The sequence below is a fragment of the Bradyrhizobium sp. AUGA SZCCT0176 genome (genome assembly GCF_018130145.1).
Lineage (GTDB): Bacteria > Pseudomonadota > Alphaproteobacteria > Rhizobiales > Xanthobacteraceae > Bradyrhizobium.
This window is the reverse complement of sequence record NZ_JAFCMB010000002.1, coordinates 415,387-430,279: the sequence shown is the minus strand read 5'-3', so window position 1 is coordinate 430,279 and position 14,893 is coordinate 415,387. Positions and strand designations below refer to the sequence as shown.

The 14,893-nt window shown below is 63.8% G+C and carries 13 protein-coding genes; 4 read left to right on the top strand and 9 right to left on the bottom strand.

Annotation, left to right across the window (positions count from 1 at the left end):
- The first annotated feature begins 3 nt into the window (after nucleotides 1-3).
- The 3 genes from JQ600_RS07095 to JQ600_RS07085 are packed head-to-tail and all read left to right on the top strand — an operon-like array spanning nucleotide 4 to nucleotide 3,921.
- Entirely contained in the window at nucleotides 4-1,110 is a 1,107-nt protein-coding gene (locus JQ600_RS07095; RefSeq protein ID WP_212390146.1) for a microcin C ABC transporter permease YejB, read from the top strand.
- A complete protein-coding gene (locus JQ600_RS07090; RefSeq protein WP_212267029.1) occupies nucleotides 1,110-2,288 on the top strand; it encodes an ABC transporter permease in 1,179 nt (392 codons plus the stop codon). The genes JQ600_RS07095 and JQ600_RS07090 overlap by 1 nt, the downstream gene beginning before the upstream one ends.
- A 7-nt stretch (nucleotides 2,289-2,295) precedes the next feature.
- Entirely contained in the window at nucleotides 2,296-3,921 is a 1,626-nt protein-coding gene (locus JQ600_RS07085; RefSeq protein ID WP_212267031.1) for an ABC transporter ATP-binding protein, read from the top strand.
- Nucleotides 3,922-3,977: 56 nt separating this feature from the next.
- On the opposite strand, the gene JQ600_RS07080 is transcribed toward JQ600_RS07085, so the two are convergent.
- Together JQ600_RS07080 and JQ600_RS07075 are read right to left on the bottom strand one after the other, a co-directional pair.
- Nucleotides 3,978-4,820 (bottom strand): NlpC/P60 family protein, encoded by an 843-nt coding sequence (locus JQ600_RS07080; protein ID WP_212390148.1) that lies wholly within the window; start codon nucleotides 4,818-4,820, stop codon nucleotides 3,978-3,980.
- A complete protein-coding gene (locus JQ600_RS07075) occupies nucleotides 4,813-6,195 on the bottom strand; it encodes a M17 family metallopeptidase (protein WP_212390149.1) in 1,383 nt (460 codons plus the stop codon). Before JQ600_RS07075 ends, JQ600_RS07080 begins: the two co-directional genes overlap by 8 nt.
- Nucleotides 6,196-6,408: 213 nt before the next feature.
- On the opposite strand from JQ600_RS07075, the gene JQ600_RS07070 reads away from it, so the two are divergent.
- On the top strand, nucleotides 6,409-7,236 hold the full coding sequence (locus JQ600_RS07070; protein WP_212415438.1) for a tetratricopeptide repeat protein: 828 nt from the start codon (nucleotides 6,409-6,411) through the stop codon (nucleotides 7,234-7,236).
- Between the two features lie 230 nt (nucleotides 7,237-7,466).
- On the opposite strand, the gene JQ600_RS07065 is transcribed toward JQ600_RS07070, so the two are convergent.
- The 7 genes from JQ600_RS07065 to JQ600_RS07035 are packed head-to-tail and all read right to left on the bottom strand — an operon-like array spanning nucleotide 7,467 to nucleotide 14,793.
- Nucleotides 7,467-8,447: a type II secretion system F family protein gene (locus JQ600_RS07065; protein ID WP_212267038.1), complete on the bottom strand. Its 981-nt coding sequence runs from the start codon at nucleotides 8,445-8,447 to the stop codon at nucleotides 7,467-7,469.
- A 9-nt stretch (nucleotides 8,448-8,456) separates the two neighbouring features.
- Nucleotides 8,457-9,434, bottom strand: coding sequence for a type II secretion system F family protein (locus tag JQ600_RS07060; protein ID WP_212267041.1), 978 nt, complete (start codon nucleotides 9,432-9,434; stop codon nucleotides 8,457-8,459).
- Entirely contained in the window at nucleotides 9,434-10,903 is a 1,470-nt protein-coding gene (locus JQ600_RS07055; protein ID WP_212267043.1) for a CpaF family protein, read from the bottom strand. Before JQ600_RS07055 ends, JQ600_RS07060 begins: the two co-directional genes overlap by 1 nt.
- Before the next feature lie 22 nt (nucleotides 10,904-10,925).
- The gene (locus JQ600_RS07050) at nucleotides 10,926-12,197 is read right to left on the bottom strand and encodes an AAA family ATPase (RefSeq protein ID WP_212267045.1); all 1,272 of its coding nucleotides are present in this window, start codon (nucleotides 12,195-12,197) and stop codon (nucleotides 10,926-10,928) included.
- A complete protein-coding gene (locus tag JQ600_RS07045; protein ID WP_212267047.1) occupies nucleotides 12,194-12,943 on the bottom strand; it encodes a CpaD family pilus assembly protein in 750 nt (249 codons plus the stop codon). Before JQ600_RS07045 ends, JQ600_RS07050 begins: the two co-directional genes overlap by 4 nt.
- A 9-nt stretch (nucleotides 12,944-12,952) precedes the next feature.
- On the bottom strand, nucleotides 12,953-14,437 hold the full coding sequence (locus tag JQ600_RS07040; protein ID WP_212267049.1) for a type II and III secretion system protein family protein: 1,485 nt from the start codon (nucleotides 14,435-14,437) through the stop codon (nucleotides 12,953-12,955).
- A gap of 17 nt (nucleotides 14,438-14,454) precedes the next feature.
- Nucleotides 14,455-14,793 carry a hypothetical protein gene (locus JQ600_RS07035; protein WP_212390151.1) on the bottom strand — a complete coding sequence of 113 codons (339 nt, stop codon included), beginning with the start codon at nucleotides 14,791-14,793 and terminating at the stop codon, nucleotides 14,455-14,457.
- Nucleotides 14,794-14,893: the final 100 nt, after the last annotated feature.

Genomic DNA, 14,893 nt, shown 5'->3' with positions numbered 1-14,893 from the left:
TACATGGCCGCTTATATCGCCCGCCGCATTTTCCTGATGCTCCCGACGCTGCTCGGCATCCTGTTTGTGTCGTTCATCGTCGTGCAGTTCGCCCCCGGCGGTCCGGTCGAGCGCGTACTGGCGCAGCTCTCCGGAGCCGATACCGGCGGCACCTCCAGAATATCGGGCGGCGGCGGCGATATGGGCCCGCGCGGCCAGGTCGGCGCGTCGGCGGATGCCGTCGGCTCGAAATACCGTGGCGCGCAGGGGCTCGATCCGGAATTCATCAAGAAGCTGGAAGTGCAGTTCGGCTTCGACAAGCCGGCGTATGAGCGCTTCGCTCTGATGGTGTGGAATTTCGCGCGGTTCGATTTCGGCAAGAGCTATTTTCGCGATGTCAGCGTGATCCAGCTGATCAAGGAGAAACTGCCGGTCTCGATGTCGCTCGGTATCTGGATGATGCTGCTCACCTACCTGATCTCGATCCCGCTCGGCATCCGCAAGGCGGTGCAGGACGGTTCACGATTCGACACCTGGACCTCGGCGATCATCATCATAGGCTTTGCGATTCCCGGCTTCCTGTTCGCGATCCTGCTTATCATCCTGTTTGCCGGCGGCTCGTTCTTCAACATCTTCCCGCTGCGCGGCCTGACCTCGGACGGCTGGGCGCAGTTCCCCTGGTACTGGAAGATCATCGATTATTTCTGGCACATCACGCTGCCGTTGATCGCGATGGCACTCGGCGCCTTCGCCACCATGACGCTGCTGACCAAGAACTCGTTCCTCGACGAAATCCGCAAGCAATATGTGATGACGGCGCGCGCCAAGGGCTGCGGTGAACGGCAGGTGCTGTACAATCATATCTTCCGCAACGCCATGCTTATCGTGATCGCGGGTTTTCCGAGCGCGTTCATTCACGCCTTCTTCTCCGGCTCGCTGTTGATCGAGACCATTTTCTCGCTCGACGGGCTCGGCTTGCTCGGTTTCGAGAGCGTGCTGAACCGCGACTATCCCGTTGTGTTCGGTACGCTGTTCATCTTTTCGTTGGTCGGCCTCGTGGTCAACCTGATCTCCGACCTCGCCTATATGTGGGTCGACCCACGGATCGACTTCGAGGCGCGTGAAGTCTGATGACGATCACCGCGCCCCAGCCGGTCGAAGCCACGACGCAATCGCCGCTCGGCGAAGCCGTGCCGATGACGCGCCATGCCTTCACGCCGTCGCCGCTCAACCGCCGCCGCTGGCAGAATTTCAAGGCCAATCGCAGGGGTTACTGGTCGTTCTGGATCTTCATGGTCCTGTTCGTGATCTCGCTGTTTGCGGAGCTGATCGCCAACGACCGGCCGTTCCTGATCAAATATGAAGGCCATCTCTATTGGCCCGCCTTCTTCAGCTATTCGGAGACCACCTTTGGCGGCGATTTCGAGACCGCCGCCGACTACCGCGATCCGTACTTGCAGAAGCAGATCGCCGACAAGGGCGGCACCATCGTCTGGCCACTGATCCGCTACTCCTACACCACGCATAATCTCGACCTGCCGACGCCGGCGCCGTCGAAGCCGACCTGGATGCTTACCGAGGCCCAGTGCGCGGAGGTGGTGAAGAAGAAAGGCCTCAACGGCTGCAGCGACCTCGAATACAACTGGCTCGGCACCGACGACCAGGGCCGCGACGTGGTCGCACGTCTGATCTACGGCTTTCGCATCTCTGTCTTGTTCGGCCTGACCTTGACGATCTTCTCCTCGATCATCGGCATCGCCGCCGGCGGCGTGCAGGGTTATTTCGGCGGCATGACGGATCTGCTGTTTCAGCGCTTCATCGAGATCTGGAATGCGATTCCCTCGCTCTATCTGCTCCTGATCATCTCGGCGGTGCTGCCGCCGGGCTTCTTCATCCTGCTCGGCATTCTCCTGCTGTTCTCCTGGGTGTCGCTGGTGGGGCTGGTGCGCGCGGAGTTTTTGCGCGGCCGCAATTTCGAATACATCCAGGCCGCAAGGGCGCTCGGCGTCTCCAATGCCAGGATCATGTTCCGCCATCTGTTGCCGAATGCGATGGTGGCGACCATGACGTTCCTGCCGTTCATCGTGTCGTCGTCGGTGATGACGCTGACGGCGCTGGACTTTCTGGGCTTCGGCCTGCCGCCGGGCTCGGCGTCGCTGGGTGAAATGCTGTCGCAGGCAAAAGCCAATGTGCAGGCGCCCTGGCTCGGCCTCACCGGATTCTTTTCGGTCGCGATCATGCTGACGCTGTTGATCTTCATCGGCGAGGCCGCACGCGACGCCTTCGATCCGCGCAAGACGTTCAGGTAAGGGCAGCATGGACGCCATCAACCAGCCTCTGCTCGATGTCCGCGATCTCTCGGTGGCGTTCGGCGACACCCTTGCGGTGGATCATGTCTCGTTTTCGATTCGGCGCGGCGAGTGCGTGGCCCTCGTCGGCGAGTCCGGCTCCGGAAAATCCGTCAGTGCATTGTCGATCCTGAGGCTGCTGCCATACCCGACGGCCTCGCATCCTTCCGGCAGCATTCGCTTTCGCGGCCAGGATCTGTTGACGGCGCCCGAGAACGAGATGCGCGGAATCCGGGGCAACGACATCTCGATCATCTTCCAGGAGCCGATGACCTCGCTCAATCCGCTCCATACGATCGAGGCGCAGATCGGCGAGATACTGTCTCTCCACAACGGCGTCCGCGGCGCGATGGCGCGGGCGCGCACGCTCGAACTCCTGACCCAGGTCGGCATTCCCGATCCGGACCGGCGGCTGCAAAGCTATCCGCACCAATTGTCCGGCGGCCAGCGCCAGCGCGTCATGATCGCGATGGCGCTCGCCAACGAGCCGGACCTGTTGATCGCGGACGAACCGACCACGGCGCTGGATGTCACGGTGCAGGCCCAGATCCTGGCGCTGCTGGCCGAAATCCGCACGCGGCTCGGCATGAGCATGCTGTTCATCACCCACGATCTTGGCATCGTCCGCCGCATCGCCGACGTCGTCTGCGTCATGAATGGCGGCAAGATCGTCGAGCAGGGGCCGGTGGAACAGGTTTTTACGGCGCCGAAGCATTCATACACACGAGACTTGCTCGCGGCCGAACCAAAGCCCGACCCGGCGCCGCCGCGGCCCGATTCGCCGGTGGTGATGTCGGCGGATAATTTGAAGGTCTGGTTTCCGGTCAAGCGCGGCCTGCTGCGCCGAACGGTCGACCATATCAAGGCGGTGGATGGCGTCAGCCTTGCGGTGCGCAAGGGCGAGACGCTCGGCGTTGTCGGTGAGTCCGGTTCCGGCAAGACCACGCTCGGCCTCGCGCTGCTGCGGCTGATCTCGTCGGACGGGCCGATCGTGTTCCTCGGCAACAACATCCAGAGCCTGCGTTTCAAGGCGATGCTGCCGTTCCGCCGCGACATGCAGATCGTGTTTCAGGATCCGTTCGGCGCGCTCTCACCGCGCATGTCGGTCGGCGATATCGTCGCCGAGGGTTTGAGCGTGCATCAGCCCAAGCTGACATATGAGGAGCGCGAGGCGCGCGTCATCAAGGCGCTCAGGGATGTCGGCCTCGACCCCAAGACCCGGTTTCGCTACCCGCATGAATTTTCCGGCGGGCAGCGCCAGCGCATTTCCATCGCGCGCGCGGTGGTGCTGGAGCCGGATTTCGTCGTGCTGGACGAGCCGACCAGCGCGCTCGACATGCTGTTCCAGGCCCAGATGGTGGACCTCTTGCGCGAGCTGCAGCGCAAGCGCGACCTCACCTACATGTTCATCTCGCATGATCTGCGCGTGGTCGCCTCACTGGCGAGCCATCTGATCGTGATGCGTCATGGCAAGGTGGTGGAAGAAGGGCCGGCGGCCGAGCTGTTCAAGAATCCGCAGAGCGACTACACCCGCGCGCTGTTCGCCGCCGCGTTCCGGATCGAAGCCGTGCCTGACGGGACGGTGGATATTTAGATAGCGTTTTCGAGCGAAGTGGACACCGGTTCGCGTAAAGAAAACGCGTCAAAGAACTAAAGCCGCTTGATCGCCGTGACTTCGCTGCCTGCCGCCTTGATGCGGGCGATGGCCTCCAGCGTATTTTCGATCGCCGTGGCCATGTGATGTGCATTGGCGTGCACCATGGTGTCGGCGTCGCGCACGATCGCGACATGGCCCTTCCAGAAGATCAGGTCGCCGCGTTGCAGCTTTTTGGTCTCGGAAGGATTCAAGGCGCGGCCGAGGCCGTCTTGCTGCATGTCGCTGTCGCGCGGGCAGCCGGTGCCGGCGGCGGTCAGCGCTATCTGCACCAGGCCGGAGCAATCGATGCCGAGACTGCTCTTGCCGCCCCACAGATAGGGCGTGCCGACGAATTTTTCCGCGACCGCAACGAAATCCTTCTCCATCGTCTCCAGGCCGCCGACGTGGCGGCGCGGCAGGTACCAGCCTTCGCGCGTCACGGCGAACGCGCCGTCTTCGCGCGCCACCGTAAGCAGCGCGCCCATCGACAGCGTATCCACCGGCGGCAGCTTGATCGACGCAGCCGGAAACGCAAAGGTCCGCAACGCCGTGACCTTGTGGGTCGGTGCAGCGGATGGTTTGCCGAGCGCGGCGTCGGGAATCCAGCCGACATAGCCGTCGCTGCCCAGTTGGCCCCAGGCAAAACCTTCGCCATTGCGGTCGTAGATCGTGACGCGTTCGCCTTTCAGCGCCTGCGTCAGCAACGGGGCATCGGCGGCCGGCGCCTCGCGCAGCGGGGCGATTGCATCGACCACACCGAATTCTTCGCCGGTCACAAAACGCGCCGCCTTGACCTTGCCTTCGAGATATTTGGCGGCGAGATCAGGGCGTGCCGGGGTCAGGCGTGGATCATCCATAGCGTTCACTCAGCAATTTGTAGATCGCGCGCGCGGCCTGGCATTCGCCGCCCTCGGGGCGCGCGGGTTTGGCTGAGGGGGTCCAGCCGTAGATATCGACATGCAGCCAGCTTTTGGCGTCGGAGACGAAGCGCTGCAGGAACAGCGCGCATGTGATCGAACCGGCGAAACCGCCCGACGGCGCGTTGTTGATGTCGGCGACTTTCGAATCCAGCCATGAGTCATAAGCCGGCCACAGCGGCATGCGCCACAACGGATCCCGCTCCCCGGTTGCGAAACGCGCAACGTCCTGCGCCAGCGTCTCATCATTGGTGTAAAAGGGCGGTAAATCCGGCCCCAATGCAACACGTGCCGCACCGGTCAGGGTTCCCAGATCGACCAGCAGATCCGGCTTCTCTTCGCAGGCAAAGGCCAGCGCGTCGGCGAGCACCAGCCGGCCCTCGGCGTCGGTGTTGCCGATCTCGACGTTAAGCCCCTTGCGCGACCTGAAGATGTCGAGCGGACGGAAGGCGTTGCCGGCGACCGCGTTTTCGACCGCGGGGATCAGCACCCGCAACCGGACTTTCAGCTTGGCGTCCATCACCATCTGGGCCAGCGCCAGCACGTTGGCCGCACCTCCCATGTCCTTCTTCATGATCAACATGCCGCTGGAAGGCTTCAGGTCGAGCCCGCCGGTGTCGAAGCACACGCCCTTGCCGACCAGCGTCACCTTGGGATGCGCAGGATCGCCCCAGCTCATATCGATCAGCCGCGGCGCGCGCGTCGAGGCCATGCCGACGGCGTGGATCAGCGGGAAATTCTGTTGGATCAGTTCGTCGCCGACGATGGCCTTGAAGCTGGCGCCGAAGCGAGCCGCGAGGTGCTCGGCGGCTGCCGCCAGCTCCTCCGGTCCCATGTCGTTCGATGGCGTATTGATGAGGTCGCGCGCCAGCGAGGCCGCTTCTGCCATCCGCGCGATGTCTGATATGTCGACGCCATCGGGCGGCACCAGCCGAACATCGGGGCGGTCCGCCTTGCGATAGCGGCCGAAGCGATAGCTTCCGAGCGCGAAAGCGAGCGTGGCGAGGCGCGTGTCGTGCGGCGCATTGGCGAAGTGATAGACGCCCGGTGGCAGCAGGCCGGGCAGCGCGCCGGGCCGGAAAAGGTCACGGGATTTGCTTGCCTCCTCTTCGAGACCGAAGATGACCTGCGCAATCTGTCCGTCGGGCGAGGGGAGCGTCAGGCACTTGCCGGGCTTGGCGGAAAAATCGTTGGCGAGAGCAAATTGCTGGGCGTGTGGAGGAAGCTCCTTGCTGACCGTTGCCCATGTCGCCTTGGTGGCAAAATAAATCGGAATGCTGGAGGCGGCGGGCGCGGTCTCGAACGGGGATTGCATGCTTGTCTCGCGGAATGGAGCGGGCTCGGTCAGCTGCCGAGGTTGCAGGATATTCGTGTGACTTCAATGGCGAAGCTGCAAAATTGTGGGGTCAAAAGCCGTCGGGGGCCCAACGCAGAGCCGCAGCTCCCGCCTGCCGATTAACCAGCCGTTAGGGTTAACAGTCTATTGCTGGCGTGTTCGGCTCCACCCGAAATCGTGAGTTGAAGTGCCATGCGTCCATCATCCAGCCTTGTCCGGCCCAATCTTGCCCGGTTTCTCGCTTCTGCGGCCGTGACGGCGATCCTGGCCGCAGGCCTTGGCGGTTGCCAGACCATGTCCGATGTGACGGGCGCGCTGACCCAGAAGTCCAGCAGCGCCGCCGCTCCCGCCATTCCCGACGATCCACGTCGTGCCGTCGAAGTCTATGGCGAGCGCTATCGCGCCAATCCCAAGGATGCCAACGCCGCCCTGGCCTATGGCCAGGCGCTGCGTGCCTCAGGCCAGCGTTCGCAGGCCGCCGCCGTTCTCGAACAGGCAACCATCGCCCATCCCGGCAACAAGGCGCTGCTCGCCGGCTATGGCCGCGCGCTCGCCGACAACGGCAATTCGCAAGCCGCCTTCGACGTTCTCAGCCGCGCCCATTCGCCCGACAATCCCGACTGGCGGATCCTCTCGGTGCAGGGCACCGTGCTCGACAAGCTGGCCAAGCACGACGAAGCCCGCCGCTATTACGCCAGCGCGCTGAAGATCGCGCCGGAAGAACCGTCGGTGCTGTCCAATCTCGGCCTGTCCTACATGCTGACGCGCGAATTGCCCGACGCCGAGGCGACGCTGCGGCGGGCCTATGGCAATCCGCGGGCGGACGCGCGGGTGCGGCAGAATCTGGCGCTGGTGGTCGGCCTGCAGGGTCGCTTCGCCGAGGCCGAGACCATCGCCAAGGGCGATCTGCCGTCCGAGGAGGCCGCGGCGAACGTGGCCTATTTGCGGGAAATGCTGAGCCGCAAGGATCCGCGCGGCGGCAAGACCGTCCCGGTGGCCGCGCTCAATCGGCCCGACTGACAGCCGCACGGCGGACCGATCGGCCCGGACCGCTCAATCCAGAGCCGGACTAATCCCGATTTAGAACGCTTTCGAGCGGAGCATGCTCCCCGGACTTGATCCGGGGGTGGCTGCCGGTTCGCACCGCAATCGAGTTTACGCCGCTTGCGTAGGCTCATCTGCGGTAGAAAGCGCGCCAAAGCAGCCATCGGTTCTGATTCAATCAGAACCGATGATGCTTTAGAGAATCGTCAGAGGATCGTCGTCGTCTGCAGCTTGATGTAGGTCGGCCCGAGAATGACGATGAACAGGCACGGCAGGAAGAACAGGATCATCGGCACGGTCAGCTTCGGCGGCAAGGCGGCCGCCTTCTTCTCGGCCTCGTTCATGCGCATGTCGCGGTTTTCCTGCGCCATCACGCGCAAGCTCTGGCCGAGCGGCGTTCCGTAGCGTTCGGACTGCTGCAAGGCCAGACAGACCGATTTGACGCCGTCGAGGCCGGTACGCTTCGCCAGGTTCTCGTAGGCCACCTTGCGGTCCTGCAGATAGGACAGTTCGGCCGTGGTCAGCGCGAATTCTTCCGACAGCGCCACCGATTGCGAGACGATTTCGGTGGAGACCTTGCGAAAGGCGACTTCGACCGACATGCCGGACTCGATGCAGATCAACAGCAGGTCGAGCGCGTCGGGGAACGCGCGCTTGACGGAAAGCTGGCGCTTGGTGATCGCGTTCTGCAGGAACAGCATCGGCGCCTGCAGTCCGAAATAGGCCGCGCCGACGCAGATGCCGATCTTGACCGGCATCGATTTGTCCATGTGCGTGATCACGAAGACGTAGAGGACCGCGCCGATGAAAAGCACGATCGGCGTCACCGCGCGGGCGAACAGGAACGTGACGTAGGGCGCGTGGCCGCGGTAGCCGGCCATGATCAGCTTGTCGCGCGCGGCTTCCTGTGCCAGCCATTTGGTCAGGTTGAAGTCTTCCACCACCTTGGATACCAGCTGCTTCGGGCTCTGGCGCAGCGATACTTTTTCCGTTTTTGCAAGACGGTCGCGCTCGCGCTGCCGGATCCGTTCGCGCTCGCTGGCGACCGCTTTCATGCGCTTGGCGAGGCCTTCGCCGGCAAACAGCGGCGTGACCAGCGTGTAGGCGGTCAGGGTCGCGGCAATGGCGGCCAGGAACATGGTCATGAACCGGGCGTCGTGCATCTTGTTTATGAGGAACTCAACCATGTTACACCGTCAGAAGTCGAAGTTGATCATTTTCTTCATCACGAGAACGCCGATCGTCATCCAGCCAACGCAGCACACAAGCATGAATTGGCCGAGCCGGTCGGTCCACAGCAGCGAGATGTATTCGGGCGTCGTAATCCAGACCAGCACCATCACGACCGGCGGCAGAGAGCCGATGATGGCGGCGGAGGCCTTGGCTTCCATCGACATCGCCTGAATTTTCTCCGCCATCTTCTTGCGGTCGCGCAGCACCTTCGAGAGGTTGCCGAGCGCTTCCGACAGGTTGCCGCCCGATTTCTGCTGAATCGCGATCACGATGCCGAAGAAGTTGGCTTCCGGCACCGGCATCCTTTCATAAAGGCGCGCGCAGGCTTCGCCGAGCGGCATGCCGATGGTTTGGGTCTCGATGATGGCCAGGAACTCGCTCCTCAGCGGCTCCGGCGAGTCGGCCGCGACCACCTTGATCGATTCGAACAGCGGCAGTCCGGCCTTGATGCCGCGGACGATGACGTCGACGGCGTCCGGCAGCGCTTTCAAAAATGCCTTTTCGCGCTTTTTCTTGAGATAGCCCAGCAGCCAGCGCGGCAGCCCGAAGCCCGCGCCGAAGGCCATGCCGAGGGCGCCCAAAACGCCGCCGCCGACGCTGAACGCGGCGAAGCCGGCGACCGCGGCCAGGGCGCCGGAGATGATCCAGAATTTCTGCGTCGACCAGGAAAGTCCGGCCTGGGTGATGCGCGTGCTCAGGGGAATGGATTTTTCCTTCAGCCGGCGCGACTCGAGATCCTTCAGCGATCCCTCGACCTGTTCGCGGCGTGAGCGCTGGCTCTTGTCGGCCTGACGCGCTGCCGCGGGTTCGGACCGCGCGATCGAGGCGCGGCGCGATTCCGCTTTCTTCTCGCCGGACAGCATCGGGTAGACGAAGACCCAGGCGATGCCGCCGATCGCGGTGAATGCGAGAAAGGCCAGTGCGAGCGCTTGAATGGACATCAGCGTGCTCCGGGTTCAGCTGTGACTTCGGCGGCATCGAGCGCGGCCGCGAGCCGCTTCTCCTCGCCATAGTATCGTGCGCGTTCCCAGAACCGCGGGCGTCCGATGCCGGTCGAGCGATGCTTGCCGATGATCTTGCCGTTGGCGTCTTCGCCGATCATGTCATACAGGAACAGGTCCTGGGTGATGATGGTATCGCCTTCCATCCCCATCACCTCGGTGATGTGGGTGATGCGCCGCGAGCCGTCGCGCAGACGCGCGGCCTGCACGATGACGTCGATCGAGGCGCAGATCATCTCGCGAATGGTGCGGGACGGCAGCGAAAATCCGCCCATCGTGATCATCGATTCGCAGCGCGACAGGGCTTCACGCGGGTTGTTGGCGTGCAGCGTTCCCATCGAGCCGTCGTGGCCGGTGTTCATCGCCTGCAGCAGGTCGAACGCCTCGGGTCCGCGGACTTCGCCGACGATGATGCGTTCGGGCCGCATACGCAGGCAGTTGCGGACCAGTTCGCGCATCGTGACCTGGCCTTCGCCTTCGATGTTGGGTGGCCGGGTTTCCAGCCGCACAACGTGCGGTTGCTGCAGCTGAAGCTCGGCGGCGTCTTCGCAGGTGATGACGCGCTCGTCATGCTCGATGAACTGGGTCAGGCAGTTCAAGAGCGTGGTCTTGCCGGAGCCGGTGCCGCCGGAGATCAGCACGTTGCAGCGGACGCGGCCGATGATCTGGAGGATTTCCGCGCCTTCCGGCGAGATCGCGCCGAACTTGACCAGCTGCTCGAGGGTCAGCTTGTCCTTTTTGAATTTGCGGATGGTGAGCGCGGGCCCGTCGATTGCCAGCGGCGGCACGATGGCGTTGACGCGGGAGCCGTCGGCGAGACGCGCGTCGCAGATCGGCGATGATTCGTCGACGCGCCGGCCGACCTGGCTGACGATGCGCTGGCAGATGTTGAGCAGTTGCTGGTTGTCGCGAAACCGGATGCCGGTCTTCTGGATCTTGCCGGCGACTTCGATGAACACCGTGCCGGCGCCATTGACCATGATGTCGGCGATGTCGTCGCGCGACAATAGCGGCTCCAGCGGACCGTAACCGAGCACGTCGTTGCAGATGTCGTCGAGCAGCTCTTCCTGCTCGGCAATCGACATCACGATGTTCTTGATCGCGATGATCTCGTTGACGATGTCGCGGATTTCCTCGCGCGCCGACTCGCCGTCGAGTTTGGCGAGCTGGGCAAGGTCGATCGCCTCGATCAGGGCGCCGAAGATCGTGGCTTTGACCTGGTAATAATTGTCGGAGCGCCGCGCTTCCATGGCGGGCGCCGGCGGCGGTTTCGAGGGCGCGATCGGCGGGGAAGAGACGGTCGGCGCGGCCATTTCGCGCGAAACGGCCGCCACGCCGGAGGGTTCCGGCGCGTGAATGGCGGGCTTCGGCGCCCGCGTGTCGTTGTCTCCGCTACGCTTACCAAACACGATCGTACTCCACGCGGACGGCTTACTTCTTGGCCCGCAACTTCTCGATCAGGGGCGACAGGAACGACCCCTTCGGCTTCTTGGTCTCGCCGCGGCCTGTCAACCGCTGCGCAATCTGCAGGAACATCTCGGTGGTCCGGTGATTGGCGGAGATTTCCGCAATCATCTGGCCGTTGTTGGCGGCCGAGCCGAACATCTGCGGCTCGAACGGGATCGTGGCGATCGGCTGGCTCTCGATGGCCTTGGCGAATTCGCTGGCGGGGATCTCGGGGCGCTTCGGAATGCCGACCTGGTTGAGGCAGTAGAGCGGCGCGCGGTCGTTCGGCCGCGACGCCTTCAAGAGGTCGTAGATGTTCTTGGTGTTGCGCAGATTGGCCAGATCGGGGGCCGCCACGATCAGAATATCGTCGGCTGCGATCAGCGCGCGTTTGGTCCATCCCGACCATTGATGGGGGACGTCGAGCACGATGCAGGGCATGGTGGTGCGAAGCGTATCGAAGATCGCATCGAAAGCGTCGGCGCCGAAATCATAGACCCGGTCGAGCGTCGCTGGCGCCGCGAGCAGGCTGAGATGGTCGGTGCATTTCGACAGCAGGCGGTCGATGAAGGCGGTATCGACCCGGTCGGGCGAGAACACCGCGTCCGCGATGCCCTGCGGCGGGTCCTGGTTGTAGTCGAGGCCGGCGGTGCCGAAGGCGAGGTCGAGATCGGCGACCACCGAATCCAGCGCCAGATCGCGGGCGATCGCCCAGGCGACGTTATGCGCGACGGTGGACGAGCCGACGCCGCCCTTGGCGCCGACCACGGCAATGATGCGGCCGACTGCCTTGGCTTCGGGCGCCGAGAACAGGTTGCAGACCGCCCGGACGACGTCGATGGCGGTGACCGGGGCGATCACATAGTCGCTGACGCCGCGGCGCACCAGCTCGCGGTACAGCGTGACGTCGTTGATGCGGCCGATCACGATCACGCGCGTTCCGGCGTCGCACACGGTGGCCAACTGATCGAGGCCGAGCAGGATATCGTTGCGGCCTTCGGTTTCCAGGATGATCACGTTCGGTGTCGGCGCGGAGCGATAGGCCTCGATGGCGGCGGCCATGCCGCCCATCTGGATCTTCAAATGAGCCTTGCCGAGGCGGCGGTCTTCGCCGGCCGATTGCACGGCGGCAGCGGTTTCCACCGTCTCGCAGAATGCCTGGACGGACACCCGCGGCGCCGGCGCGATATGATCTTCCGTCGACGGCGGCTGGCCGTCCGGCTGCTGTTCGGGGGTCTGGCGCGAGTAGCTGATCATTTGCCTGTATCGCTGAGTTTGGCCTTGTCGGCTTCGGGATAGGTGGTCGTGGTTGACGTACCCTTGCGATATTTGTCGAAGGCGATGTTGCGCCGCGGCGTATAAGCGGGCGTCTCCTCACGCGGCTGCACGAGATCCGACGGATTATCGACCATCGCGGCAAGATTGCGCTGATTGGAGCAACCGAGATTGTAATAGGGCTTGTTTTCGAAATAGCCCCGGTTGTTGACGGACGGTCCGAGGTCGTCGGGCCACAGGCCGCAGGGCCCGGCGGTGGCCGAGATCTTCGGATAGGTCAGCCGGATCGCCGCCATGTGCCTGGGGTCCTCGGGACGATACTGGCGTATGGCGACCGCGCGCGGCGGGACGCCGGCAGCGGCGAACGTCGCCTGGATCTCGCGCAATGATTCGCTGGCAGCGCGCGCGTTCGGCGTATCGGTGGGCATGTCGATGGTGATGCCGCCGGTACCCTCCTTGAGCCAGGTCTGGGCCATTCCCATCACATCGGAGCGCTGGTTCGCGGAGAGTCCGCCGCGGCCACGGCCGACGAATACGATCACCGTGCGATCGGCTTCCTGAATCGCGATCGGATGGCGCAGGCGATAATCGTCCGGCACGCTTGCCGTCGCCACCGGGTCGGTGTGCTTGCAGGCGCCCAGCACCACGGCCAGACCGATCAGCGCTCCCGCGAGGCGGAGAGCGCGCTTGCGGTCGGCGGTTATTGCGGATGTGCTTTGTCGTGTCATCGTCCCGCCTCAGTCCGTAATAAAGCCGTAGGTGCCGCGATATTTCCGTCCCGGCTCATTGCTGCGGCCCGGAACGCCGTAGACGCGATTGATGCTGCCGAGCAGATCGGTCTGCGGATCGGAGGCGTTGGCGAACCCGTCATCGGGGCGCGAAAGATCCTTCTGCGCCACCGCGCGAACCACGTAGGGCGTCACCAGGACCATCAACTCGGTCTGGCTGTTGACGAAGTCGCGGCTGCGGAACAGCGTGCCGAGCACCGGCAATTGCGCCAGACCCGGAAAGCCATTGATGGCCTGCTTGGTCTGTTCCTGGATCAGGCCGGCCATCGCCATCGCGCCGCCCGAGGGAATTTCAAGCGTTGTCTCCGCGCGGCGGGTCTTGATCGAGGGAATGGTCAGCGAGTTGGTGCTCGTGGAACTCACCGACTGGGTCAGCGTGATCGAGTTCTCGTTCGACAGTTCGGATACCTCAGTCATCACCCGCAGGCTGATACGGCCTTCGGTCAGCACGACCGGCGTGAAATTGAGCGAAATGCCGAACTTCTTGAACTGGATCTGGGTCGTACAGACGCGCGTGACCGGGTCGCAGGAATAGCCTGCGGGAACGGGAAACTCGCCGCCGGCGATGAAGGTGGCGGACTCACCGGAAATAGCGGTCAAATTGGGTTCGGCCAGCGTCCGCACCACGCCGGCGCTTTCCATGGCGCGAAGGGTAGCCGTCACCGACGGGACGTTGCCGCCGCCGAACGTTCCCGATGCGGCGTTAGCTGCGACCAGCGGGCGGCCATAGGCGGTAAACGGGTTGGCGTTGCTGAAGTTCACCACCGCCGTGCCGTAGGTCATGCTGGCCGTAAGGTCGATGCCCATCTGCTTGATGATGTTGCGCGCGACTTCGGCAACCGTCACCTTCAGCATCACCTGGTCGCGGCCGCGGACGGCGATCGAATTGACGACCTTGTCGGTGCCGCCGGCGAGGCGGGAGGCCAGATCGAAGGCCTGCTGCGCGTCGATCGGGCTTGCCGCCGTGCCGGTCAGCACCACGCCGTCGCCGACGCCGTCGATACGGATGTCCGAGTTCGGAAGCGTCTGTTTCAGTGCGGCGCGCACGCCGTTGAGGTCGCGCGTGACCGCAATGTCATAGGCCGCGATCTGCTGGCCCGCCGAATCGAAGAATATGATGTTGGTCTGGCCCACCGCCGCGCCGATGATGTAGGCGCGCTGGGAGGAGCGGACGACGGCGTTGGCGATCTTCGGATCGGCCACCAACACGTCCTTGATGTCGCGCGGCAGGTCGATCACGATCGACTTTCCGATCCCGAGCGAAACCGCGCGCGCGTTCATCTGGCCGTCCATGGCGGCGGGCGCCGCGGCGCGATAGTCGCTTGCCTTGACCGGCGTCAGGGCCGGATTGAGCGTCAGCGCTGCGACCGCCGAAAATGACAGGGCGCGGACGATAAATGTCCGCAGCATCGGCTGATTTCCCCTGCACTTCATAACGTGCGTCCTTTCGGTCACTTCTGCATCGACTGCTGGCTGGCCACGCCGTATCTGACGACGCTGATGCTGCCGCCGCGCCGCATGGGTTGGCCGTCCGTCTTGTTCTCGACCATGTTGATGTCCGCGATGCTGCGCAGCGCCAGCGCCAGCGTGCCACTCTGCCATTGCATATCCTCGGGCTTGAGCGACGGGCCGAGGCCGATGTCGCCCCTGGCGACCAGAATATCGATGGTCTGCAGCTGCGCGACCGACTCGGGCGCGGCTGGCTGGTGGTCGGATCCGCTGGCCGGATTTGCGGCAGTGCCGCCAGCGCCCATGGCGATGGTCAAAACGACATTGCGAGCGGTATTCATACGCTTCACTTTCCACATTACGCCGCGACGCTTCCGCCGCCGTGATGGGAGTTGACCAGCTATTCGTCAAAGCATGGTTAATGAGGCGTGAGTAAATTGC